The sequence below is a fragment of the Zhenpiania hominis genome (assembly GCF_014333425.1).
Classification (GTDB): domain Bacteria; phylum Bacillota; class Clostridia; order Peptostreptococcales; family Anaerovoracaceae; genus Hominibacterium; species Hominibacterium hominis.
The window spans coordinates 183,298-209,434 of sequence record NZ_JACRYT010000003.1; the positions used below are offsets into that span (position 1 = coordinate 183,298).

20 protein-coding genes are annotated in these 26,137 nt (G+C 46.2%); 2 read left to right on the top strand and 18 right to left on the bottom strand.

The genetic code is table 11. The annotated features are described in order from the left end of the window. Positions 1–141: 141 nt before the first annotated feature. Both H9L42_RS05220 and dapA read left to right on the top strand, forming a co-directional pair. The gene (locus tag H9L42_RS05220; RefSeq protein WP_187302326.1) at positions 142–1,134 is read left to right on the top strand and encodes an aspartate-semialdehyde dehydrogenase; all 993 of its coding nucleotides are present in this window, start codon (positions 142–144) and stop codon (positions 1,132–1,134) included. A 23-nt stretch (positions 1,135–1,157) separates the two neighbouring features. After that, positions 1,158–2,039: a 4-hydroxy-tetrahydrodipicolinate synthase gene (dapA, locus tag H9L42_RS05225; protein WP_187302327.1), complete on the top strand. Its 882-nt coding sequence runs from the start codon at positions 1,158–1,160 to the stop codon at positions 2,037–2,039. A gap of 63 nt (positions 2,040–2,102) precedes the next feature. Here the strand turns inward: dapA and H9L42_RS05230 are convergent, their stop codons facing one another. The 18 genes from H9L42_RS05230 to H9L42_RS05315 all read right to left on the bottom strand — a co-directional run bounded on the left by H9L42_RS05230 (position 2,103) and on the right by H9L42_RS05315 (position 26,135). Next, positions 2,103–3,629, bottom strand: coding sequence for an N-acetylmuramoyl-L-alanine amidase (locus H9L42_RS05230; RefSeq protein ID WP_187302328.1), 1,527 nt, complete (start codon positions 3,627–3,629; stop codon positions 2,103–2,105). A 15-nt stretch (positions 3,630–3,644) separates the two neighbouring features. Beyond that, a complete protein-coding gene (locus H9L42_RS05235; RefSeq protein WP_187302329.1) occupies positions 3,645–5,624 on the bottom strand; it encodes an N-acetylmuramoyl-L-alanine amidase in 1,980 nt (659 codons plus the stop codon). 484 nt (positions 5,625–6,108) lie between these two features. Further along, positions 6,109–7,287, bottom strand: coding sequence for a D-alanyl-lipoteichoic acid biosynthesis protein DltD (dltD, locus tag H9L42_RS05240; RefSeq protein ID WP_187302330.1), 1,179 nt, complete (start codon positions 7,285–7,287; stop codon positions 6,109–6,111). 4 nt (positions 7,288–7,291) lie between these two features. After that, a complete protein-coding gene (dltC, locus tag H9L42_RS05245; RefSeq protein WP_187302331.1) occupies positions 7,292–7,522 on the bottom strand; it encodes a D-alanine--poly(phosphoribitol) ligase subunit DltC in 231 nt (76 codons plus the stop codon). A gap of 28 nt (positions 7,523–7,550) precedes the next feature. Continuing rightward, positions 7,551–8,708: a D-alanyl-lipoteichoic acid biosynthesis protein DltB gene (gene dltB / locus H9L42_RS05250; RefSeq protein ID WP_187302332.1), complete on the bottom strand. Its 1,158-nt coding sequence runs from the start codon at positions 8,706–8,708 to the stop codon at positions 7,551–7,553. Then, complete coding sequence (gene dltA / locus H9L42_RS05255) at positions 8,708–10,228, bottom strand: D-alanine--poly(phosphoribitol) ligase subunit DltA (RefSeq protein WP_187302333.1); 1,521 nt, start codon at positions 10,226–10,228, stop codon at positions 8,708–8,710. The genes dltB and dltA overlap by 1 nt, the downstream gene beginning before the upstream one ends. Positions 10,229–10,470: 242 nt before the next feature. Further along, positions 10,471–11,925, bottom strand: coding sequence for a polysaccharide deacetylase family protein (locus H9L42_RS05260; RefSeq protein WP_187302334.1), 1,455 nt, complete (start codon positions 11,923–11,925; stop codon positions 10,471–10,473). Positions 11,926–12,014: 89 nt separating this feature from the next. Beyond that, entirely contained in the window at positions 12,015–13,088 is a 1,074-nt protein-coding gene (mutY, locus tag H9L42_RS05265) for an A/G-specific adenine glycosylase (protein ID WP_187302335.1), read from the bottom strand. A 1-nt stretch (position 13,089) separates the two neighbouring features. Next, a complete protein-coding gene (gene cysK / locus H9L42_RS05270; RefSeq protein ID WP_187302336.1) occupies positions 13,090–14,019 on the bottom strand; it encodes a cysteine synthase A in 930 nt (309 codons plus the stop codon). Positions 14,020–14,156: 137 nt separating this feature from the next. After that, positions 14,157–16,916 carry an SbcC/MukB-like Walker B domain-containing protein gene (locus H9L42_RS05275; protein ID WP_187302337.1) on the bottom strand — a complete coding sequence of 920 codons (2,760 nt, stop codon included), beginning with the start codon at positions 16,914–16,916 and terminating at the stop codon, positions 14,157–14,159. Beyond that, positions 16,917–18,053, bottom strand: coding sequence for an exonuclease SbcCD subunit D (locus H9L42_RS05280; protein ID WP_187302338.1), 1,137 nt, complete (start codon positions 18,051–18,053; stop codon positions 16,917–16,919). A gap of 10 nt (positions 18,054–18,063) precedes the next feature. Beyond that, a complete protein-coding gene (locus H9L42_RS05285) occupies positions 18,064–18,285 on the bottom strand; it encodes a YdbC family protein (protein WP_187302339.1) in 222 nt (73 codons plus the stop codon). A gap of 43 nt (positions 18,286–18,328) precedes the next feature. Beyond that, positions 18,329–19,264, bottom strand: coding sequence for an alpha/beta fold hydrolase (locus tag H9L42_RS05290; protein WP_187302340.1), 936 nt, complete (start codon positions 19,262–19,264; stop codon positions 18,329–18,331). A 154-nt stretch (positions 19,265–19,418) separates the two neighbouring features. Continuing rightward, positions 19,419–20,627, bottom strand: a complete 1,209-nt coding sequence (locus H9L42_RS05295) for an RtcB family protein (protein ID WP_187302341.1) — start codon at positions 20,625–20,627, stop codon at positions 19,419–19,421. Between the two features lie 27 nt (positions 20,628–20,654). After that, positions 20,655–21,092 (bottom strand): HD domain-containing protein, encoded by a 438-nt coding sequence (locus tag H9L42_RS05300; RefSeq protein ID WP_187302342.1) that lies wholly within the window; start codon positions 21,090–21,092, stop codon positions 20,655–20,657. A gap of 361 nt (positions 21,093–21,453) precedes the next feature. After that, on the bottom strand, positions 21,454–21,846 hold the full coding sequence (mutT, locus tag H9L42_RS05305) for an 8-oxo-dGTP diphosphatase MutT (RefSeq protein ID WP_187302343.1): 393 nt from the start codon (positions 21,844–21,846) through the stop codon (positions 21,454–21,456). A 13-nt stretch (positions 21,847–21,859) separates the two neighbouring features. After that, positions 21,860–25,150 carry a DEAD/DEAH box helicase family protein gene (locus tag H9L42_RS05310; protein ID WP_187302344.1) on the bottom strand — a complete coding sequence of 1,097 codons (3,291 nt, stop codon included), beginning with the start codon at positions 25,148–25,150 and terminating at the stop codon, positions 21,860–21,862. Continuing rightward, positions 25,137–26,135: a translation initiation factor 2 gene (locus tag H9L42_RS05315; RefSeq protein WP_187302345.1), complete on the bottom strand. Its 999-nt coding sequence runs from the start codon at positions 26,133–26,135 to the stop codon at positions 25,137–25,139. The genes H9L42_RS05310 and H9L42_RS05315 overlap by 14 nt, the downstream gene beginning before the upstream one ends. Positions 26,136–26,137: the final 2 nt, after the last annotated feature.

Sequence of the window (26,137 nt, forward strand, 5' to 3'; positions counted from 1 at the left end):
CACCGAGAAAGAGGAACTCCGGCGGGCCAATCTGCGTATACTGACATTATAGATTCCTGAAAATAATCGGAACTGATAATTTACAAAGCACAGTGTGAAGTGGTACAATAAGGACATTAAGCATTCAGGAGGAAAAAAGAAATGAAGAAAAAACCGAACATTGCAATTGTGGGCGCCACTGGGGTCGTCGGCTCTACGTTCCTCAAAGTATTAGAAGAAAGGGACTTCCCTTTTGAAAATATATACATGATGGCGTCTTCCAAGTCTGCCGGAAAAACCGTCACCTTTAAAGGAAAAGACTATGTTGTGGAAGAGCTGAACGAACACTCTTTTGATAAGGATATCGATATCGCTCTCTTTTCCGCCGGCGGCGCGACTAGCGAAAAGTACGCGCCGATTGCGGCACAGCACGGTGTAACGGTTGTCGACAACAGCAGCGCCTGGAGAATGGATAAAGACGTTCCTCTGGTTGTACCGGAAGTAAACCCCGCTGATATTGAGTGGAATCACGGGATTATCGCCAATCCTAACTGCTCCACCATTCAGGCTATGGTTGTACTGAAGCCGCTTCACGATAAATATAAGATCAAGAGAGTCATCTACTCCACATATCAGGCGGTTTCCGGTTCCGGGGTTAAGGGAATCAGCGACTTATCCGAAGGGCTGAAAGGCAACGATAAATGTGAAGCCTATCCCCATCCTATCGCGGGGAACTGTCTGCCCCATATTGATGTGTTCCTTGACAACGGCTACACGAAAGAAGAGATGAAGATGATCAACGAGACTCATAAAATCCTCGGCGATGATAATATCAAGGTAACCGCAACAACGGTTCGCGTTCCGGTATTCGATTCCCACAGTGAGTCCATCAACATTGAGTTTGAAAACCCGATTGATGTGGACGAAGTACGGGAGCTTCTGGCAAGTTCGCCGGGAATCATTGTACAGGACGATCCGGCGAATAATGTATATCCCCTGGCGCGTGACGCCGCTGGCACGAATGAAGTGTATGTCGGCCGTATCCGCAGAGACTACTCGGTTGACAACGGAATTAATCTGTGGGTTGTGGCGGACAATATCCGCAAAGGCGCCGCTACAAACGCGGTTCAGATCGCGGAGGAACTGATCAAATAAATTAAGTGAAAGGATGATGCGGCGTGACCTTATTTAAAGGTGCTGGCGTAGCCCTGGTAACACCCTTTTCGGAAGGAAAGGTAGACTACGACAGACTGGAAGGTCTTTTGAACTGGCAGGTTTCTTCCGGTATTGACGCGGTTGTAAGCTGCGGAACCACGGGAGAAGCATCAACACTTAATGATGAAGAACATATCCGTACTGTAAAATTTACGGTGAAGACCGTAAAGAAAAAAGTGCCTGTTATCGCAGGCGCCGGAAGCAACGATACCGCCCACGCCGTATTTATGGCGCAGGCGCTGGAAAACATAGGAGCGGACGGCCTTCTGATGGTTACGCCCTATTATAACAAATGCACACAAAAAGGACTTGTGAAACACTATGAGAAAATCGCGGATTCGGTGAATATCCCGATGATCCTTTATTCCGTACCGGGAAGGACAGGTGTTAACATAAGTCCTTCTTCTGTAAAGGAACTGTCCGGACACCCAAATATCTGCGGTATAAAAGAAGCCAGCGGCAACATGTCCCAGGTTGTAGAAATCGCGAGATATGTGTCCGAAGATTTTGCTCTTTACTCGGGAAATGACGATATGATTGTGCCGCTGCTTTCCGTAGGCGGCGTGGGAGCCATCTCTACGGTAGCCAATGTGATTCCATCGGATACCAGCCGTATGATTCACAAATACCTCAAGGGCGATGTAAAAACGGCGAAAAATATGCAGCTTGCTATGAAGCCGCTGATTGACGCCATGTTTATTGAGGTGAATCCCATTCCGGTTAAAGCGGCTCTCTCTATGATGGATAAGATAAAGCCTGAATACCGGATGCCGCTGTGCGAGGCGGAGAACCTTTCCCTTTATGAAATTATGACGCAGATGAAGGACTACGGCCTGATTCAATAACAACAGAAAACTGCCGCACTGGAAGAATATCCCTGCGGCAGTTTTTGTTATTGTTTCTTTTATTTATTTGGCTTTTCTATTTATGGTCCGGCTGTATTCGCTGTAAATACGTTTGCCTTTTACTTTTCGGTAAGCTCTTACTTTATAATAATACCGCTTTCCTTTCTTTATGCCGGTGTTGGTATAACTTCTGGCGGAACGTTTCAGTGTCCGGATCTTTTTGTATTTCCCGTTCTTTTTCTTGGCGCGGTACACGACATATCCGGTGGCTCCGGTAACTTTTTTCCATTTTACTGTAATTTTCCGTTTACCAGATCGGATGCCGACGGATGGTTTTGCCGGCCGCACTTTCATTGCTTTCACTGCGGAATCGTTGCTGTATCTGGTTGTCCCTCCGAACTTTCGGTAAGCGCGAATTTTATAGTAATACGTTGTTCCGCAGGTAAGTTTTCGATTGATGAATTTCAGCGTGGAACCGCTCTTGACGGTTTTTACCCGTTTATACGTTCCGTTCTTTGTTCTGCTGCGATAGATAACATACCCCTGTGCCCCCACAGATTTACCCCATTTCAGCGTCAGAGTTCGATAATCGGTATTGTAAATGCGAAGAGAGGGTTTTTTCAGGGGAATCGTGCTGCTGCCTTCCTTGGAAAGTCCATAATAAACAGCGATCGCGGCAGCTTCGGCCTCTGCCATTTTTTTTAAATTGGAATTGCTGGACAGCCACTTGGCGGCAGTCAGATTCGTATGAAAAGAATGCTCCAGAATCATACCCTTAGTACCGACTGATTTCGAACCCCGCAGTACTCCATAATATTCCGTCTTGTTATCTTTGTTCAGCCGCTGCCAAATCTGATAATCCTGCCTTGTATCCATGACGGATTCAATGATCTGCCCCAGCATAACGGCCAGAGCGTCTTTTGTATTGCCCTTCTGAGTAATGATTAAAGGATAGTCCGTGGACTTGGAGCTGGTGGCGTTAGAATGAAGAGAAAGAAACAGATCATATCCCTTTGAGGAGGTACCCCGTTCGTACACTCCCATATCTTTGCTCTGAGAGCTTCGGGTAGTATCAACCACTACATTTGTATATTCTTCCAATTCCTGCTTCAGATAATTCTGCAGTTTCCAGGTCATCTGAGATTCATAGTAGGATTTTAAAACCGGGCTGCGGTTTACGTTTCCATAGTGGCCGGCATCCAGCATAACGAAGACATAACCGTTGCTTTTGTGAAAAACGGCCTGAACATTCGTATCTTCTTGCGGATAAATGGTCCAGACAAAAGAACTGCCTGAGGAAACCGGTCCGCTTACCGTAGTGTCCGGCGCCTCCCCGTTTATTTTAATAGAGGAAACGCCATAGCCTTTGTCCGGCGTAACAATCACTTTGACACCCTTTGCAGCAGTCTCTTCCGTTACCGTTTCCGGATCGACAGAAACGGTTCCTCCCGCGCTGGGAATGACGCTTATCTGATATTCTGCTGGTTCCTCTCCGCTTTCCGCCGCAAAAACACCGGGAGCAAAAGAAAACATTGTTGCAACCATAACCACACAGATTACCAGACTGAACATTCTAGCCGCATACTTCAATTCAGTTCACGCTCCTTATACAGTCTTTGTATAGCCATTTTTCAGATAGATCCAATAGCCGTTTCTCTTCAGCTGTCCCCATTTGCCATTGCTGGTCTTGGCCTTCAGCCGATAGACTTTGTTTTTTTTCACTTTACCCATAGTTCTGGAGCTGGTGCTGCAGCTCTTTCTCATACGCAGGCTGGTTACTTTAATCCGTACCCGCTTGGAAGTTTTTACGATCTTCGTGGAAGTTACCGGTTTTGTCCAGTTCAGATAAATCCAGTATCCGTTGGTTTTCAGCTGTCCCCATTTGCCGTTACTGGTTTTCGCTTTCAGCCGATAGGTCTTGTTTTTCTTTGCCTTTCCAAGAACCTTTCCCTTTGTGCTTGGGCTTTTGCGGAATTTCAAATTGCTGCGGACTACCTTCACCTTCTGCGAAGATTTCACTGTCTTTACCGAAGAAGATGAGCTGCTGCTTACAACCTTCGTATAACCGTTTTTCAGGTAGATCCAATATCCGTTTGTCTTCAGCTGTCCCCATTTACCATCCTTGGTCTTGGCTTTCAGCTGGTATACTTTATTTTTTTTAGCCTTTCCCATGGACTTCGAACTGGTGCTGTAACTCTTTCTCATGTTCAGACTGCCTACCAGAACCTTCACCTTCTGTGAGCTGCTTACAATTTTAGAAGAACTGTTGCTGGAGCTTGTGTTTGAAGAAGAGGAATTGTCAGAATCAATTATAGCTCCCGAACCATCCTTGGTCATTCCGTAGTAATCCGCGATGACTTCTGCCTCTGCCTCTGCCATTTTCTTCAAATTAGAGTTGCTGGACAGCCATTTTGCGGCTGCCAGGTTCGTATGGAAGGAATGCTCAACAATCATTCCTTTTGTCCCTACAGCCTTTGAACCTCTCAATACTCCATAATATTCGGTCTTGTTGTCGCTGTTCAGCTTCTGCCATACCTTATAGCCCTGCTTTGTGTTCATTGTATCCTCGATCACTTTTCCCAGATTTTTGGCAAGCTTGTCCCCGGTATTTCCTTTCTGTGTAATAATCAGAGGATAATCCGTAGACTTGGAGGATACCGCGTTGGAGTGAAGGGACAGGAAGAGATCATATCCCTTGGAAGCAGTGCCGCGGTTGTAAACATTCATATCCTTTTTCTGATCTTTCCTGGTTACGCCTATCGCAAACCCACTATATTCTAAAAGCTCTTCTTTCAAGTAATTATGTAAAGACCATGTCATATTGGACTCATAGTAACTGGAGTAAACCGGACTGCGGTTATATTTTCCGTAATGGCCGGCGTCCAGCATGATTTTTATTTGTTCGGAGAAAATTGCTTTTACAGTATGGTCCTTTGTAACATTGTTGAGAGTGTATGTGCTTTTTGCTCCCACTGATTTACCGTCCACTTGCAGGTCGGAAAGATAATATCCGCTTTTTGCCTTGGCGGTAATCGTTACACTGCCGTTTTCTGTCACATTTTGAGAGGCAGTGATGGTTCCCCTTGAAGAGGAATTTACGGAAGTTGTAATTTTAAAGGTGCTCAGTTTCGCGAATCTCGCTGATATGATTGTATCAGCCTCTGCTGTAAAGGTGCCGGAGAGGGCTGTATAAGAGTTTTCTACCGCAATACTATCTTCGCCTACTGTGACCGAAAGCAGCTTATAGCCAGTAGAGGGAGTCACTGTATAAGATACGATTTCCCCTTGCTTTGCTTCCTGCTTGTCTACGGTGATAGTGCCGCTTCCCTCCTCAAGTACCGTTCGGATGGTGTAAACCTCAGTTTCTTCCTGGGAAGGAACCTCTTCCTCCTCATTTTCCGAAAGCATTTTTGCTGCTGGCTCTGCCTCGGCTGCCGGTTCGGTCGGAGCGCTTATTTGTGTCTGCTCAGTCTGCTCACCGCTTGGTGCATCTTCTTGCGCGAATACGGCCGGCGCGAAAGAAAAGACCGTCAGCAGCATGCACACGGCTATTGCTAAACTGAAAATTCTCGTTCTGTTCCTCATTATGTTTACCTCTTTTATAAATAATAACCAGATATTAATATGAAAACGATTTTATTATACAATAGGAATCAAGAAATATTCAATAGTTTCAGCACTAAGAACCATATTTTACATGGGGATTTTCTTATAGTTTTGATAATATATTATGTAAACCACAAGATATATGTACTTCTCTATATTTACGTATGAAACGGTCCTTTTCGGAATTAACAGAATCCAAACATTTTATAAAAATTTTGATAACAAACAGGAAGTATCTTAGTTTCAACATCACATAAGAGAAAGGTCGGAGATAATGAAAGAACACCCGGTAACTGAAAAACCATCAGGCGTACGGCCTAAAGGCCATCTGCCCGATGGTTTTTCTTAAAACTGCGCATAAATGAATTTGGGCGCTGTGGAAAGATTCGCCAGCATAAAGTAGCCGTAAATTGCCATCATCAGCCCATAAAAGAGCAATACATATTTTCCATAGCTCCAGACGTTACTTTGTCTGAGCTTCTGTCGCAAAGTGGTAAATGCTTTCATTGATATCCAACCATCCTTTCCATCCAAGATGAACTTTATCTAAAAAGAAATAACGAGTGTATTCGTCTTTCGCAAAATCGGCGAGATCCGCTCCATATTCTGCGGCAAGCTTTCGAATATTTTTATAGTAAGCATTTCTTTCTGTTTTGGGGAATCCGATGTGGTCGTACCAGTAGCCGTTGACTGGCATCAGCACCAACATGGGCTGAATTCCCGTTTCGCGGCAGACATTTAGAAAACACCGGAGATCGTCATATTCCGGAGACTCTGCGTAAGACGCGTTTCTTGAGGAATTTTTTGTTTTATCCAGTTTTGGAAGAATATTTTTCCTGTAAACGCGATTGGCGACATAAAATGGATTGTCTTTAGAGCCTTTTTGTCCCTCTTTGCGGGCAATGGCATTATAAGCAGCCCAATCCGGCTCTTTCGATTGTACCCTTTTTTTCGGATTATAGGGTTCCACGCCTTTTACAGCAGCCGCGGCCGCGATACCTACTTTGCTTTTTTCGGCGAGAAATCCTCGGTAAAAACGGACATACTGCCGATCGTAAAAACTGGGATTTTTGTTTAGGAAAACTCTTTCATAGCGTTCCACTCTTTCTTTTGTCTGGGGATCACCAGATAAAAGAGCTTTGCTTCTCTGTATCATATAGTCCTTTGTTTTCTGTGAAAGCTTTTTATTCTGAAGCATGGCTACAAATGTCTCGTCAGAAAAACGGGAGGCATAAGCCGGCGCAAGAACCCCCTCTTTGGTAAACCACTGAGGAGACAGAATCAGCACAACCTTTTTATTTTTTACGCCATCTGACAGAGCAGACAACTCTACAGCATGGAAAAGAGACTGATAATACCCGGCTCCAACCATCATCATATTTAGGGCATTATCTTTAAACAGATTCGCCGGATGACTGGCCATCTTTTTTCCATGCCGGAACTCAGAAGAACCTAAGGTGAGAATGGTATTCTCATTCATATTCTCTTTGATTTCTTCTGTCGCGAAAAATTTGTAGGAGCTGATCCAGCTTCCGAAAGAATGGGGATCAAAATGCGCTTTTTTATCAATCAGCGTATGGATCCCCAACACCGTTCCGGAAAACAGAATAAAGGCGATCAGAAACGCAGTTACCCTTTTCACGGTTCTAACTCCTGGACTGAATCAGAGCGATGATCTTTGCCGGCGTCTCCACATCGCTGCGTTCTACTTCTGATGGAGAAATCACAATCCCGAACTCGTCCTCTATAGCGACGAGAAGTTCTGTAAAAGCCAGAGAATCCAGCAGATCTTCCTCAAACAGGTTCAGATTCCGATCTTCTCTTACAATATCGTCTTCACAAATTTCTTCCAGTAGATTTAATACTCTTTCTTCCATTTTTAAATACACCTCACTTTTAAAATTTTTATATCAGCGCTCCCGAAAACAGGAGAAAACCGAACATAATCAGATTAATGGTAACCAACCAGGACAGAGTCCTATACCAAATCTTCTTTTTATTTCTTTTATAAAATCCTGACTTTTTCTGATATATTTCCGTCAGAGCCAGGAGTACTCCATGGTAAAGACCGTAGAGCAGGTAATTTGCTGTGAGCCCATGCCAGGCCCCCATAACAGCCATATTGAGAATAAAGCCGATGGAGGCGCCTGTCAGCCGCGACGTAAACCATTTCCCTTTGATCGCGAGCATCATAAACCGTGAAAATAGGAAATCACGGAACCAGAAAGATAACGTCATATGCCAACGGTTCCAGAAATCCTTCATATCAACGCTGGCGAAAGGCCGTTTGAAATTTTCAGGAACTCGGATCCCGAAGAGATAGCCGGAACCGATCGCCATCAGGCTGTAGCCTGCGAAATCAAAGAACAGATAGATTCCATAACAGTAGCTGTACCCGACATATTCCAGAAAGCTCTGTGGATCCTGAAAGAATCCGACTCCCCTGTGAACCAGAGCCGCCAGAACAAATTTATATAAAACCCCTATTAAAAATTTTAAAATCCCATTTCCAAGAAGGTCCAGATATTCTTCCCTGGTATAACGTTTTTTTCCATCCTCCAGATATCTCCTGCTCCGATCAATGGGGCCACAGCTGAATGTAGAAAACAAGAGAAGAAAGTCTGTAAAATCAAGCCACTTCACTTCCCTGATAATCCCGTCGTAGATTTCGATAATGATCTGTGCCGCCCGGAATGTCAGATATGAAATCCCCAGGAACTGGAACAGACTGAAGGAAGCTCCTCCCGCTATCTCTGAAATTTTGCAGAGAATCAGCGGAAGGATAACAAGAAAAAGAAAACTTCGGTAAATTGCCGTATTTCTGTTTTCTCCCTGGGAAAGCCGTAGTTTTAAATAAAGCTTTATCAGGAAAAATTCCAGCAGATAAAATGCAATCAAATAAGCGAGATGTATTTTATCCGGCCAGAAGACAACGCCGATTATCAGTATGGAAACTGCCGTCCGGTATCCTTGAAGGGATCTACCGGTAAATCCCAGTACAATGGCTGGAATAAAAACCAATATTAGCAGCAGGAAAAAGGAAATACTTCCAAAAAAACTCATTATACAAGTCCTCCCAGCTGTTTTCGATCTACCTTCCCGTTTTGATTCATAGGAAGCTGGTTAAGGAATATAATCTTCTTCGGAATCATGTAAGAAGGAAGATATTCTCTCAGCTTTTCCTTCATGGATTTCGAAAAAAGTGTCGGATTGGAAGGTTTTGCATCTCCCATAACAAAGGCTGTCAGGCTCCGAACCTTACCGTCCTTCCTGTTCGGCACTACTACCGCGTGGGAAATTTCTTTCAGCTGCAGCAGATTTTTTTCGATATCTTCTAATTCAATGCGATAACCGTTCAGTTTAATTTGTAGATCGATCCGGCCTTCATAATAGAGATTTCCGTCATCGTCCAAATAACCTTTGTCGCCGGTACGGTAAGCCCGATAGGATTTTCCCTCTTTTTCCAGGTTAAAAAACGCTTTTTCCGTTAAATCATCCCTCTTAAAATAGCCCGCGCTCACCGTGTCGCCGGCGATGATAATTTCTCCGGATTCGCATGGAGAGGCCTTAGAACCGTCCGATTTTCGGATTTCCAGAAAGGTTCCCGGTTTTGGTTTTCCACAGGGAAGCGGACAGATCCTGCTTGCCAGTTTTTTCGTTACATGCACCTCTGTGACAGCGACTGTAGATTCTGTCGGTCCATATGTGTTCATAATCACAGCTTTTGGGAAACGTTCCATCAGCTTGAGCGCTGTGGAATTGGTCAGAGTTTCCCCACAGAACAGGAAAGCTTCTATGTGCGGCATCTGTCGGCTGTCGAACAGCTTGTCCGCCAGACACATGTCCGCGAAAGAAGGTGTCGAAACCCATATCGCAGTGTCCGACTCTTTTAGAGCAGGCATCAGTTTTTTAAAGTCCATCTGTGTTTCCTTATCAAGGAGATATAGAGTCCCTCTGCAGGCCAGACAGGTATACAGATCCATAACTGACAGATCGAAGGAAAAGGGAGCCTGGTTTAAAAATACTTTCCCTATTTTATCTTTTACAGGAGTTCCAAGTCCCACGGACCATTCCAGATAATGATTCAGATTGTTTGCGGTTATCTGAACGCCTTTTGGCATGCCTGTACTTCCAGATGTGAAAATGATGTAAAAAATATCTTCTCCCTTTACCCAGAAGCTCTCATCAATCGCTTCTTCCCATTCCTGAATTATAGAAATGGTATCTTCCAGAGAAACAGCATTGCCGAGATCCGCGGAGGTATCTTCCAGAGCGAAGATCAAAGACGGCTGCGCGGCTTTGATGGTACTTTCAATACGACTGTCGGGAATGGAAATGTCCAGCGGACAGTAAGCCCTTCCTGATTTTACAGCCGCGAGAAAGCAGACGATCATATAGATATCTTTATGACCATACACAGCAACTGGAGCTTTATTGTCTTTGCATTGGTTCTGGATGTAATTTGCGAGACGTCCGGAATAATCATCCAGCTCTTTATAGGTAAGAAAGCGGTCCTGATAGCGGACGGCTATATTCTGCCCATGATTTTGGGCATAAAAAGATAACTGTCTTAAGATGTTCATGTTATTCACTTCCCTTCTTTACATTCACACTTTACACATTCGCAAAGAACACGATCTCTTTGCTTTGTTCAAGTGTACGTGCTTGGGATGAAATTGTCAAGATAGAAACCATTTAAGGATTTCTTACAACTTTCTTACACCATTATATTAAACAGAGAAATTAAACTTGAAATAAATCAGGGGTAAAAAGAGATTAAACCAAATAGAAAAAAGATCCCGCGGGATCTTTTTTCAGGTGTTTATTATTTAAGGTAAAAATAATCATATCCATAAAATTTACCGTTTTTGGGCGTTTCATTATACCGATATTGTAAAAGCTCACTGACGGTTACCAGCTGATAGCCTTCTTTTAGCAGCCATGGCACCATCTGTTCTACCGCCTTAGCAGTAGAATCATAGATGGAGTGCATCAGAATTACCCTGCCATCCAGATTTTTAACGCCCTTAACTACCTTCATAACACTTTTCGCTTTTCGGCTCTTCCAGTCCAGTGTATCTACAGACCATAGAACAATCGGCGCTTTCGCATGTTTTTCCACCGCCTTACTGTTATTGCCGTACGGAGGCCGAAAAACAGACGCAGTCTGTCCACAGGCTTTTTTCAGCGCGTTATTAGTTTTATCAATTTGTTTCCTGACCTGCTTTGGTTTTAGCTTTTTTAAATCCGGATGGGACCAGCTGTGGCTTCCAATCTCCATTCCCAGTTCCGCTTCCCTTTTGACTACTTCCGGGTAGGCCGCTACATTCTGTCCCAGTTCAAAGAATGTGGCAACAGCGCCGTATTCTTCCAAACAGTCTAAAATACGGTTACTTGTTTTAGGAAACGGTCCGTCGTCAAAGGTGAGTGCCACCATTGGCCGGGATGGATCAATGGCTCGTATCTCAATCTGATCACGGATGACGCCTTTTAGTTCCTGGTACGTTACCTCCACCGCGATGGGACCTTCCTCCTTATTTACAACCGTCCCCGCGTCAAAGTAGAATTTTACGCCCTTTTCTGTGAGCACAAATTTGTTAAAATTTTCTTCCGCATTAGATAAAGCATTTTGATACCTTTTTACCAGCTGGTCCGGGTATTTTTCTTTAAAATACTTTGTCATATACTGGGAACAGAAGTCCTTATAGTCCGGATTAAAAATTTGAATCGCGGTGAGCGGCATTCCAGTATCCGTTGAGAAATTGTAAGTGTAGATATTGGAGGAAATAGGCGTCATCTGACGTTTATCCGCTTTCCTCTGTTCCTCAGAAAATACCAGCCCTATTGCCGCCCGCTGCGTTTTATAAGAATCGTAATCTACCAGCATGGCGATTGTATCTTCTTTTCCCGCGCCTTTGTGATCGGTCTCAAACTGATTGACTAGAGCTTCCGCGATTCCTTGGATATATCCATCCATAGAGGATTGACCGGTGATCGGGTATTCCATAGCCGCTGAAAGAGGCGTTCCAAACTTTACTAGCTCTTGTGGCTGCCCTACATTTTTTGTTTCATCCACTTCTTTAAAATATTCGGATGCATAAGCCTTAAAGCTGTCTTCATCATTGTAGGCATCTCCTGAGAACAGCGCCGCGATCACAATGACTGCTGTTACCACACACATAGCAAGCAGTACTCCGGTAAGAACTTTGTGTATTTTTTTCTTTCTTTTCAGACGAGCCTCACGGTTGGCGCGTCTTCTGTCTGCATTCGTTACTGTCAAAACTTTTCCCCCCCTGTAGCAACACTTTTATTGAATTCTCCCCATTATAACATAGAGGTCTTTCCTTTCAATACCCTCTTAAAGAAATTTTAAACATTTTGAAAAAAATCTTCATCCAGAAATTGCCGAAATGCGGTGGGAAGCGCGATGGAAGCCCCCAGTTCGTTTTTGCAGACCCATTCCATTTCCGGAGCTTCCTGGCCGCACTCCACATAAAATCCGGTCATATTCCATTGAATATGGCTGAAAACATGTTTGCGAATTGCTTCCCTTTTCAGAGAGACAGGGCTGACGCCCCATTCGGACAGGATCTCCATAGCTTCTTTCGCTGTTTTCTTCTCCGAAATATTGGGGAGCTCCCACAGACCGGCAAGAAGGCCCTCCTTTTTCCGTTTTTTTACCGCGATTTTCGTTCCGCATCGGAGGATAAAAACCGTACGTTCTTCCTGCTTTCGTTCTTTTTTTGTATTTTTTACCGGAAGCTTCTGCTCCGTTCCATGCCGGTGCGCGACGCATAAATCTTCCATCGGACAGACGCCGCATTTGGGAGCACCGCTAGGAACGCAGACAATGGCGCCCAGCTCCATCAGGCTTTGGGTAAAGTCTCCGCATCTGGTCCTGGGATATACCGCTTCCAGACGGGCTTTTACCTGTTTTTTTACAGCGGGCTTCTGAATATCCTCATAGCTTTCGGTGATTCGGGAAATCACCCGCAGTACGTTTCCGTCTACAGCTGCCACCGGTTCGTCAAAACAATTGGAGGCAATGGCTCCCGCCGTGTACTCGCCGATTCCCGGCAACGTTAGTATTTCACTGTATTCGGAGGGAAATACGCCGTTGTTTTCCGATATAATCTTTTTTGCCGCTTTCTGCAAGTTGCGCGCTCGGTTGTAGTACCCCAGCCCTTCCCACAGTTTAAGAAGCCGATCTTCATCCGCTTCGGCGAGATCTGCGATAGTCGGAAATTCTTTCAGAAACCGTGTGTAGTACCCTTTTACCGCTTCCACTCTGGTCTGCTGCAACATAATTTCAGAGAGCCATACATGATAAGGCACTCTGTCTTTTCTCCAGGGAAGATCTCTGGCATGTTTGAGGTACCAGGGGATCAGAATTTCCGGAAGCGTTTTATATAAAAAATCGAGGCTTTGTTCCTTTTCGTTCATTCTATTCGTCAAACAGCGGCGTGGAAAAATAGCGTTCCGCCGTATCCGGAAGAACGGTTACCACTGTTTTTCCTTTTCCCAGTTTTTTCGCCAGCTGCAGCGCCGCCGCCACGTTGGTGCCGCTGGAAATTCCGCACATAAGTCCTTCCATGCTGGCAAGTTTTTTGGCGGTATCAATGGCTTCTTCATCGGAAACAATATAAATATGGTCATAAATTTCCTTATTTAAGATTTTAGGAATCACGCCGTCTCCGATTCCCATCTGCAGGTGGGTTCCGATGTCCCCTCCCGCCAGGATCGCGGCGTTTTCCGGTTCCACTGCCCAGATTTCCAGATCCGGATTCTGGGCTTTTAAAACTTCTCCGATTCCGGTAATGGTTCCTCCGGTTCCGATTCCGGAACAGAAGCCGTGGATATCCCCTTCCACCTGCTCCATGATTTCCAGCGCCGTATGATGACGGTGCGCCATGGGGTTATTTTCGTTTTCAAACTGCTGAGGTACGAAAACCTTGGGATCTTCTTCCGCCATCCGCAGGGCGGTTCTCAGGCATTCGTCAATACAGTCGCCGATATTTCCCTCATCGTGAATCAGGATCACTTCCGCTCCGTAATGTCGCACCAGTTTCCTTCGTTCTTCACTGACCGAGTCCGGCATGATGATGATCGTCCGGTATCCCTTTACCGCGCCGATCAGCGCAAGGCCAATGCCTTGGTTGCCGCTGGTCGGTTCCACAATGATGGAGTCTTTGTTAACCAGCCCCTGTTTTTCCGCCTCACGCAGCATGTTGTAGGCCGTTCTTGTCTTTATGGATCCTCCTACGTTCAGACCCTCAAATTTCACGAGAACCTCGGCGCTGTCCGGATCGTTCATGCGGTTCAGACGGATCATCGGCGTATGACCGATGGCTTCTAATACGTTATTATATATCATATTATCGTCTTCTTTCTTTTATAATAATTTCATACCTTTTATCATATCACTTTTCTGCCGTTTTTGGTAGAGGCGATTTTAAATTTTCAGGAAGAGGCGAGTGTACGGAACTCCCTTTTAAGCTTACGCAGGCTCTCTCAGTCTGTCCGCAATATCACCCGGCTGCCCTTTTCCCGATCCTTTCGCACAATAATCTGGCGGTCGATTTTTTCTTTCAGCTCCGACACATGGGAGATGATGCCTACCAGACGGTCCCCCCGGGACAGTTCGCTCAGGGCCCGGACTGCCTGCTGCAGGGACTCTTCGTCCAGAGATCCAAAGCCTTCATCCACGAACATGGTGTCCAGCTTTACGCCTCCGGCGCTGGACTGGATTTCATCGGAAAGGCCCAGGGCCAGGGACAGGGAAGCTTTGAAGGCTTCGCCTCCGGATAGGGTTTTGACGCTGCGCAGGCTCCCGTTGTAATGATCGATCACATCCATCTCCAGTCCGCTCTGGCTGCGGTAATTTTCCGCGGCAGCGCGGCGTTTCAGTTCATACTGCCCTCCGGTCATGACCATGAGGCGGGTGTTGGCGCATTCTAAGATTCGATCAAAAAACGCCGTCTGCACATAAGTCTCCAGCATGATCTTTTCTTTTCCCGAAATGGTCCCGCCCGCGGTGTCGGAAAGGGATTTGACCCATTTCCAGGTTTCCTCGGTTTTTTGAAGGCTTTCCGTTTCTTCCCGCAGACGGGTAAGGGTCTCCTGATTGCGGTCAAGACGCAGGCGGATCTCCCCTATTTCCCGGGAAAACCGCTCTTTTTCCTGCTGCAGGCGGATCTTCCGCTCCCGAATTTGATGAATGCCCTCTGTTTCTTCGTGTTCCAGCTGTTTCTCCAGAGCTTCCACCTTTCCCTCCAGCGCCCTTACCCGCTCCTGGCTTTCGTGATAAGCGTTTTCTGCCGCTTCCCGTCCGCGGCTCATGAGATTTTTCTGCGATTCCAGCTCCTGAAGGGCTTTCTCTGCCTGACGGACGCCGGAAAACTCAAGAGATTCGGAAAGTCTCTGTATGGTTTCTTCCTGGTGCCGGACACTTTCCTTTAACGCCGCGGCAGCTTTTTCCAGCTCCGCAAGTTCTTCCCTCTCCTTTGTCAGAAGCGCTTCCTGCCGCGGCAGTTCTTCTTCCAGCGTTTGTTTGCGGGCGGTCCGCTCCGCGATTTCCTCCGCTTTTTTTCTCCAGCTTTGAAGGGTTTGCTCCTCGTCCTGAATCCGCTGCCCAAGCCTTTGAGGAAGCTCCTCCGTACCGCAGGCTCCAAGAAGCTCCTTTCCAAGTTCCGCAAGCTCCGTCTCCCGGGCCTGCGTTTTTCCTCGCAGCTCCATAGCTTTGCCGCTCGCCTTTTCCGCCTGCTGACGGGCCTTTTCCCATTCTTTTCTCGCGGTTTCCACCTGGGATTTTTCGGGAATTTCTTCCGTCAGCCGCGCCGGATGCGGATGCTCTCTGGAACCGCAGACCGGACAAGGTTCTCCGGCTGTAAGCTCCTTTGCCAGAATCCCCGCCTGCCCGTCCAGGAAGCTCCTGTTTTTCTTGTAGTAATGGTTATGAAGGCGGTCTTCTTTTTCCGCGGCCCGTTCGTATTCACTTTGGGCTTTCTCAAGTTTTGCCTTCAGGGTATTCCACTCCCCTTGTTTTTCGAGAGCGGCTTTCAGACGTTTCAGGCGATCCCGGCTCCTATGAAGCTCGTTTTCCGCCTGCTGGCCTTCCGCCTGAGGATTGCCGATGGCTCTTTGCTCTTCCCGTCCCTTTTCAAGGGCTTCCTGCAGACTATGGATGGATGCTTCAAAGCGGCTTCGCTTTTCTTCGGTTTCCGTGATTGCCTGCTCATTTCTCTGTTTCTTTTCCTTCTGTTCTTCCAGTTCGCCGTAACGGGACATCTTGCTTCTTATATCCGCGATTTGCGCGCCCAGCGCCTCCCACTCGGGGATTCGCTCCTTTTCACGTGCCAGATCTTCTTTCTTTTTTTGAAGGGAAGCTTTTTCTTGTGACAAAGCCTCCCTTTGTTTTTCAAGCTGCCCGCGGGCTTTTTCCTCTGATTCCGCTTTTCCCAGAAGACGGTTTATTTCCGCTTCCGCCTCTGCTGCTGTTTCGGCTTGTTTTTCGGTTTCCTCACAGCGGTTCTGATCTTCCGCGATCAGAGATTCTAAAAGTTCCATCGCTTCCGGCCCGGAAAGCTCCGCGGAATCCTCCGGCAGACCTTCTTCCCGTTCCTTCGGCATCCGAATTTCACGGATGGACTGCCGGATACCGCGCTCTTTCTCCTGCCGGCTGTGTTCCAGCAGGCTGTACTCCTCTTTCAACCGATTCTGCAGGAGTTCAAATTTCTGTGTACGGAAAATCCGGCGGAAAATTTCTTTCCGTTCTTCTGTGGAGGCAAGAAGCAGCCGCAGAAAATCCCCCTGGGCGATCATGGCGATCTGGCGGAACTGGGAACGGTCGATTCCCAGAATTTCTTCGACTGCCGCGGTTACTTCTCTGGTTTTGGTCAGAACTTTTCCATCCGGCCAGGTAAGCTGGGACTCCGCTTTCTGGTGGACAAGTCCGCCGCCCCTTTTGGCGGGGCGTTCATAATCGGGATTTCTCCGGACCGTATAGACGCGGCCTCCGTAAAGGAAGGTGAGTTCCACAAAAGTCGGCGTTTCCGGCCTGGCGTACTTGCTGCGGAACATGCCGGCGTCTCTGGTCGTTCCGCTGGCCTGTCCGTACAGGGCGTAGGTGATGGCGTCGAAGATTGTGGTCTTTCCCGCTCCCGTATCGCCGGTAATCAGGTACAACCCGCTTTTCCCCAGCTTTTCCATGTCCAGAACCGTTTCCCCGGCATAAGGGCCGAAGGCGGAAATTATCAGTTTAATCGGTCTCATTTACCCTTCCTCCCAGATTTCTTCAATCAGTGTTTTCATAAACTCCGCCTGCCGCGGACTGAGTTCCCGGTTGTTCTGCATCCGGTACAAATCGGAAAATAGATCCAGCGGTGATTTCTTCTGTCCGGCAGGCCGCAGTTCGCCTGGGGCTCTGTCTCCCCTGGTGCGCCGGTTGTCGTAGGAAAGGCGCATGAGATTGGGGTAAATGGACCGAAGCTTTCCAACCGCGTCAGGGATATCCTCTTCGTCGGTCAGAATGATATGAAAGTACCGATCGGTATCAAGAGTTTCGTAGAAGGAACGGTCTGTCACTTCCATATAGTTTCCGCGGATTTCCTCCAGATCTCTTCGCGGGGTCAGGGGTCTGGTTTTCACCGTTACCTGCCCCTTTTCCCGCAGCTCAAGGACTGTTACAGACTTCTGATGCCTGACTTCGGAGAAGGAATATTTCAGCGGGCTTCCGCAATAGCGGACCGTCTCTTTCCCCGCGGACTGGGGGCCGTGAAGGTGTCCCAGCGCCACATAATCAAAGGCCTCAAAGACTCCCGCGTCCACATTGTCCGTTCCGCCGACAGAAAGCTCCTCGGATTCACAGCGGACCGATCCGGTGACAAACTGATGGGTAATCAGTACGTTCCGTTCCTTTTCGTCCACGTCCATAGATTCAACGGCAGCTGCCACAGCGTCGGTATAGGTCTCAATCTCCCGATCCGGAAAAAACGCCCGTACCTGGGACGGCTTTACAAAGGGCAGCATAAAAACGCGGACCGGTCCCCAGGAATCCCGCAAAGTAACCGGCGCGGTTTCCCCATGATAGACCGGCGAAACGTGAATCCGGCTTTTTTCCAGAATTCTTCCGCCAAAGGACAGGCGCTCCGCCGAGTCGTGGTTGCCGCTGATCAGAAAAACCGGGAGCTCCGCTTCTGCCAGGCTGACAAGAAAGTCGTCAAACACTTCCACTGCTTCGGCGGAAGGGACGGATTTGTCATAAATATCTCCGGCAATCAGCACTGCGTCCGGTTCTTCCTTGCGGATGATCTCCAGAATCTGATTTAAAATGTATTTCTGATCTTCGATCATGGAAAATTCGTTCACTCGTTTCCCGATGTGCAGATCCGAAAGATGGATCAGCTTCATAGATCTCCTCCTATCCGAAATATTCGCCCAGCCGCTTGTAAAGCTGTTTTGCTTCCTCTTCTGTAAGGGTGACGCCTTTTCCCATTTTTTCGTGTTCCGGCGCCCAGTCGCGGATGTCGAATTTCGCCGCGCCGCCGTTCCAGGAAATCCGGTTCAGTTCCTTGGTCCAGCCGCTGGATTTTTCGGAAAGAACGCCCAGTTCTTCTGTAATTTCATATTTTATGTCTGCCATGATGCAAGTTCTCCTTTTGTGTTTCTGTTATTGTGTCATGCCTTTAAAGGTATTTGCGGATCGTCCCGTCCAGGAATTCGATAACGCCTGCGCAGACTTCCTCTTTCAGATCCGCGTAATTATGAATTTCGTGGCGGTATCCCGGATAAAGTTTTGTCCTCACATCGTGTCCGGTTTCCGCCAGCCAGTTGGATACCTGGTAAACGCCTTGCCCATACATCCCCACAGGGTCCTGATCTCCCGCGATGTTGTAGACAGGAAGGGTGGCCGGCACCTTTTCCGCCCATTCTTTTCCGTTTATCTGTCGGAACATATCGATAAAATCCCGGAGCGCGCGGTTTGCGGTAGGTTTCGTAAAGGCGTCAAAGGGGTCTTCGGCGTGATCTTTTTGCACGTACGGGTCGTCGCAGATCCATTCGTTCCCCAGTTTAATTTCTCCGCACCGCTCGCACATCCAGCCCATCAGCTTCGCGGTAAGCATGGGATCAGATTCCGCCCCTTTTCCGTCGGCGATTAGACGATCCAGCTCCGCGACGACGTCATCTCCGATGGGGAAAATTCCCGGTGTGCCGCAGATAATGACTCCCGACAGCTCATTGCCGTATCTGGCGATAAAGTCTCTGGCAATCATAGAACCCATGCTGTGGCCGAACATGAAATACGGAAGCTTCGGATATTTTTCACAGACCAGTTCTTTCAGCCTGTGTTCATCTTCTGTCATGGTATGGGGACCGGCTTCGCCCCAGTCGCCCCAGGTGTTGTTTTCCAGGGCGGTTTTGCCGTGGCCTACGTGATCGTCAGCCGCGACGATGTATCCTGCTTCCAGATATTTGACAATCATATGAAAGTACCGCCTGGAATGTTCCCCGAACCCGTGGACCAGCTGGACAATGCCTTTCGGCTTTGCGGCGGGAACGTAGATCCATCCATAGACGGTGTCTCTTTGGTTAAACGATTGGAATGTTACTTCATGCAGCATAAGTCTGCCCTCCTTTGCCTTTTGTTTTAGATGGTTTTTTCGCGCGGTTTTACACGGAACTGTCCTTATTTTATCATGGGAGCCTTCGGGATTCAAATGTTTCACAATTCCTTACGGAGTGGAAACGAACGGGTGGGACGTCCTGCCCACCCTTCTACTCCGAAGCCTTATAATTATATAGAGGACGGATCCGGCTGATGATCGCCACCGTCGGTTCGATCTGACCCGCGATTTCGTCCATGCTTTTGTAGGCCATAGGCGCCTCATCGAGGGTATGCCTGTTCACGCAGGTTGTGAAAATCCCTTCCATTTCTTTCTTGTACTGCTCCAGGGAAAGAGAGTCTGCCGCCGTTTTTCTGCTCATAATCCGCCCTGCTCCGTGAGGCGCGGAAAAGTTCCACTCTTCGTTTCCTTTCCCGATGCAGATCAGGCTTCCATCCCGCATATTAATGGGAATCAGAACCTTTTCTCCCTTCTTTGCTGAAATCGCGCCTTTCCGCAGTATCATGGCCTCGGTGTCAATATAATTGTGAATCGTCGTAAAGGATTCTGTGACGGAAAGCCCCATACCTCTGACGAGGACGTCCATCATGGCTTTCCGGTTCATGGCGGCAAAATGCTGAATGATTCTCATGTCGTGGATATATTCATCGAACAGTCTGCCTTCTACATAAGCCAGATCTTTGGGTACCGGCGTCATCTGCGCGCGCTGCTTTCTCAGCTGCTTGAGTTTTTTATTGATTTCTTTACTGCGCCCCTGCTCCTTCATGCCCTTTATCGTCTCGTCAATCTGGAATCTGGCGTTTCCGCAAAGCGCCCGGAACCCTTCTTCCTGGTAGTAGCGGGCCACTTCATTTCCGATGTGCCGGCTTCCGGAATGGACGACCAGGTACAGCGCTCCCTTTTCATCTTTGTCAACTTCAATAAAATGATTACCTCCGCCGAGAGTTCCGATGCTCCGCCGCGCTCTCTCCAGGTTGACGTGACGGGCGCAGGTCAGATCGGCAAGCGGAATGCGGGAAGCCAGTTCGTGCTCCGTCTTTCTGATTTCCCTTCCCGATGGAATTTCATTTCTTATCAGACGATCCAGCCGGTTAAAATCCAGTTCTGCTTCCGCAATACGCGCGGTTTCCATACCGCAGCCGATGTCAACCCCTACCATTCCCGGCACGACTTTGTCGGTTATGGTCATGGTAGTGCCGATGGTGCAGCCGAGACCGGCATGAACATCGGGCATGACGCGGATTTTGCTGCCTGCGAACGCTTCCTGGTCGCATACGGCGCGGATCTGCCCTGCCGCCGCTTTTTCCAGCTCCGCGCAGTAGCAGACTGCGGTGTTATGGTTTCCTGCGATTCGAATCATGTAGTCACTCTCCTGAGGTTAAAAACTTTATTCCTCTAAAATTCTCTTTGCTTTCGCGTATTTTTCTCTCCAGTGGGTAATTTGTTCCTCGGTTGCGTCTCTGCAGCCGGTCAGCCGGGGCTCATCGGAATTGTGAGCAATGTCCGCCAGTTTGACAGCTTTCGCTATGGGGTTTTCCTTTATCGCCCGGACATATTCGAAATAATCGGTTTCCCTCTCATGGGTCAGAAGCCGCAGGGCATCCAGAACTTCTTTTGGGAATTGTTCTTCCAGCTCTTTAAAGGTAAGACCTGTATCTTCCACGACATCATGAAGCAGGGCAACGCAGGTTGTAAATTCATCGGCCATTTGTTCCGCCACATGATACGGATGGAAAATGTACGGCACTCCGCTTTTGTCCGTCTGTCCGTGGTGGGCGGCATAGGCCAGTTTCATCGCTTTGATTGTAAGGGGTGTGTAAACCATACATTTCCTCCTGAAAATTGTGATTTTAATGTTTTTATTTTATCCGTTCTGATGGGTTTTACCCGGGTGGATGTATATACACAGCCGAAGAGTAGAAAATTCCTTTGAAACAACGAAAGTGTGTACAGTTCTCGAATGAATCGATTATCTGTACACGTTTCTAGTTGGGTCTGCTGGATCGGTTTGCGGAAAATAAAATAATTATAGATAAAAATGCATAAACAGCAGCGATTCGACTGTAACCGACAAATTTCGACCATCTGACAGACGAATTCCTGAGACAGCGATAGGTGTCGATGTGTACAGAACGTTTTTTCCCGCTTATTTGTACACGCGCTGCTTTTGGGGATTCATGGCTTTTTTACTTCCAGTCGGTATTCTTCAGCTTTTTGATCAGATCCTGATCCGCAGGCAGCCAGTTTACGCTGTCTAAGTTTTCTCTGGTCAACCATCTGGCCGCTTCGTGTTCCTTTAAAAGCGGCGTGCCGGATTTAATCCTGCAGAAAAAGCAGTCCATAGACAGGTGAAAGTCGGGATAGTCGTATTCCACTGTGTCCGCCAGAGAGCCGATTTCAATTTCCAGTTCCAGTTCTTCTCTGATTTCCCGGCGCAGAGCTTCTTCCGGACTTTCTCCCGCTTCCAGCTTTCCGCCGGGAAATTCCCAGCCGCCTTTGAAGGCTCCGTATCCTCTCTGGGTCGCAAAAATTCGTTCTCTATCTGTGATGATTGCTGCCACGACTTGAATGGTTTTCATGGGTTCCTCCGTTCTATGCAATCGCATTTGCATTGATCCCATCGATCACTTTTCGAATTCCATTCCATAGGTTCAGATCGGTAAACAGCTCTACAACACTTCCTTTATCCGTAAAGGGCGGTTCCTGCAAGACAGACAAATCCTTTAAAATACCATTGTGAACAATATACTCTACAATTTGGTTCACAAAATAGATCTGCCTGCTGTCAAGGACGCTTCCATCCAAAAATTCGGAAAAGGCTTCTTTTGCAGCGTTCATATCAAGACCGACGATTTCACGGACAAATTCACCAAGGGGCTTGTTTCCATATTCTGCTTCATACTCTGTCTTCGTTCCCACCTCGCTCCACAGGATTTCTTCCAGATTTGTTACATCAAGTTCAGTCAAAGGCTGATTTGTTTTCAGCTTTGCGATGGCGATATGATCCGGGTGTTGTCTTACATAAAACTCAGCCTTGACTTTATAATTTTTCAGTTCGTCATTGTCAAGTTCCGCATCCTTCCACTCGATTGACAGAATATCGTCGTCAAAGTTCGTGATATAGGACTCTCTTCCTTTTGGGATGTATTTCATCAAATTTCGAAGTTCTTCCCGAATATGCTCAAATTCATTAATTCCCGCTTCTTCTAAATAGTCTGTATCTAAAATAGTGGTAATCAGTTCAGCTTTCGCCTGGATTTCCGGTATATTGGCAATACCTGCAACTGCGCTGACACGTTTCTTCAGGTCCGTCCTGGCCTTTGTGTATTTCTTTCCAGTAAGATAAGCCAGTTCAATTCCATACAGCAAGGCATCAAAACGAACTGCGTTGATTTCATCCTTATCTGGCAAAAGGTATGGAGAAATCTCCTCTTTTACCATTAACGTGTCTTCATAGGTTAAAATATCATAATTTGCAGGCTCTGCATATTTATCCACATATTTCAGATGCTGCCGGACAGCAAAGTTTTCACGATTAAGTTGTCTGACTTTGGTTGCCATTTCATCAACCAGTTCCACACGAAATGTTTTCAAATCTTCCGTCTGGTACTCAATGTCCTGCAGTTGATATGCAATCTGAAATTTCAAGTTGAAAATCGCACCTTGCAGAGCCAGTCGATTGGCCGTTGCTTTTCCTTTATTCATACGGAAAAACTCAAAGTTCCCGCAAAAATCGAATATATAAAACTTTTCTTTATCCTGCCCATCGATCAAGCCCGGACAGAGTCTTGTTCCCCTTCCGATCATCTGCCAGAACTTTGCTTTGCTCATAACTTTTTTAAAGAAAACCAGATTCAAAATCTCAGGAATATCAATACCAGTATCCAGCATGTCCACCGAGATTGCAATCTGTGGCATTTTTTTCGGATTGGAGAATTCATCAATGGCACTCTGGGCATAAGTCATATAGTTGTCGATCACCTGAGCATAGTCGGGTAGATGGGGATATTCCTTATGAAAGATTTTTAAAATCTGCTCTGCATGATTATGATTTTTTGCAAAGATAATAGTTTTTCCAAGTTTTTCTCCATAATCAATTTTTAATCCATCTGTCATAAGGATATGAAGTACATGTTTGATCGTATCTTCATTAAACACCCAGGTATTCAACGCTGACGACTCAATCTTTTCCGGAACTTCACCGTTTTCCATTTCAAAAGTATCTTCGTATTGTTCTTTATCTTCATCGGACAAATCATCATACACAATCCCCTGTTCAATGAATTTCAGTTTTGATTCGACAGACTGATAATCAACTAAATATCCATCTTTTACTGCCTGTGCCAGATCGTACCCATAGGTCGGCACTTTATTTTCTAATTCAAAAATCTCGTAAGTATTTTTATCAATTTCATCTTTGGGTGTGGCAGTAAGCCCGACTAACGGTGCGTCAAAGTAAGAGAAAATATCCTTGTATTTGTTATAAATCGAACGATGAGCTTCGTCGCAGATAATCAGATCAAAATGACCACAAGTAAACAGCTTTCCTTCCTCGTCCTGAATCGTGTCAATACACCGCTCCATAGTCTGGTAGGTAGAAAATACGCAATGAGCATTGTAATTTTCTTTATCCTCACACAGATTTGTTACCGATAAATCCGGAAGCAAATTTGTAAAGCTCCGTTTCGCCTGGACTACTAAAGAAGTACGGTCCGCCAGAAACAGTATATTTTTGATCCAGCCTGCAGTAAGAAGTACATCACAAAGTGCAATGACAGTTCTGGTTTTCCCGGAACCTGTCGCCATCACAAGCAATGCCTTCCTTCTGTTTTTTTGATCAAAACTGTCACACACAGCCCGAATTGCCGCTTCCTGGTAATATCGTCCTGCAATATCCTTTTTAACTTGCAGATATTTCAGACTTGTCTTTGCCCTCCGGAGATTGAAAAGCTTTTCCAGATCCCGTTTTGAATAAACGGAAGCGACTTTTCTTTCCGGATATTGATTATCAATGATCCGTGTCTCAAATCCATTAGACAGAAAAATAATCGGCCTTCTTCCGTATTCTTCTTCCACAAGATCCGCGTATAGTTTTGCCTGCTGCCTTCCTTTTGCAACATCTATGCAGGTTTTTTTTGCTTCCAGGACCGCCAGCGGAACATGTGCGTCATCATAAAGAACATAGTCGGCGAATCCGGTTTCCGACTGATTGGGCATTCCTTTCAGCTTTACTTCATTAAGCCAGTCTTTTCCTTCTGTCCATCCGGCATCCTGGAGCATAGTGTCGATGTATAATTTTCTCGTGCTGTATTCTGTCTGCTCCAGTGGCTTTGGGACATAGGTCTGCTGTTTTTCTTCTCGTTTTTTAGTAAGCTTTTCCTTTAGCGCCTTATTTTCAGCAATCAGCTTTTGGAGATCTACTTCTAAAATTTCAGGATTTTTGCGTTCTTCGTAACCCTTTTCCTTCAGAAGCTGCGGATTAAATTGCGTTTCCTCATAATCTTCTCCGTAACAATACGCTACAAAATCAAGGAAGATATGTAAATTGTTCAGACAGAGTTCTGCCTGGGCATAGGAAATCTTTTTATTTGTATGTGCCGCCCGGTTTCCTGTTTTTCGGATCAGATCAAGTCTCTTCCAAATATCAAAGCCTACTATTTGGCGAAAATCCTCGCTGTTCATCAGGGTAACCAGGTTGTCCTGGTAAGGCATGGTAAGAGAATCGTCTACCGAGTACATCCACTTTACTGCAAACTCCATCGCTCTGCGGCAGTTTACCACACATGCACTTGTATCAATGCTTATGATCTTCTCGGCTGTAATGGCCGCATCGGAAAATGGATTGAATTGTGGATCTTTTTTTAGAAAGTCAAAATTCGTCATTGTTGGATTCCTTTGTTCGTGTGTTTTCCAGTTTAATTCCCTGTAAGTTTTTTAATATCAGGTCCCTGTTTTTTTCATGCAGATATACTTCATTTAATTTTGTTTTACTGTATTGCAGATAAGAATCTTTGGTTTTTTCTATAAGAAGTTTTGAGAAATATCTCTCCCAACTGAAATAGTCTCTGCTTTCAATATAATCTTCAGGATGTTCCAAAACAGCGTGAATGTCCTTTCCCTGAATCAAACCTGAACTTAGTATAAGCCACTCAAACGATTCGGGGAAAAATAAATAAATATTCTCCCGATTAGAGGCATACTTATAAAGGCGATCCATTTCCGGACCGATGGCTGCTCCATCAGCTATTACACATACTTTTTCTTTTCCGATCTTTTCTAGTATGTGAAAAATATTCGATTTTCCTTCAGCGCTTTCACAGGATATTCCCTTTTCAGTTGCTACTGCTTTAAAAAATTTAAATCCAGAATTGGAATCCTCTGTTATGAGTACTTCTGGCACCACAGGAAGTCTCTGGTGATTAGAATATATCTGGTACATCTGCTGATACATTTTTTTGGTATTATGATATTTTCCAGAGCAATGCAACCCATAAATCTCATCTACGCTGTAAGGCAGCGTATATAAGTTTTCTCTGGTAATCAGGACATAATAATTATCCGAATTTTTGATTCTATCAGCGAATTTTTTTGATGAAACAAACGCATTTTCTTCATCTATAAAGAATATGGTTCCTTCGGTATGTTCGAGAATCAGTTCCCAATTTGGCCCTTCCAATATCCTGCAAGGAGCGTTACTGATCACATCAATACCACTGGAGCTTCCTAAGTTTTCTGCCTGCCGCAGCATATTAATCAATGTTGTTTTTCCTGTCGCACTGTCCCCGCGCAGGATTGTAATATTCCTTTTGATTTCAAATTCGTAATGAAGCCGATTGTTTTTTACAACGATTTCATATTTTCCTTTCATGA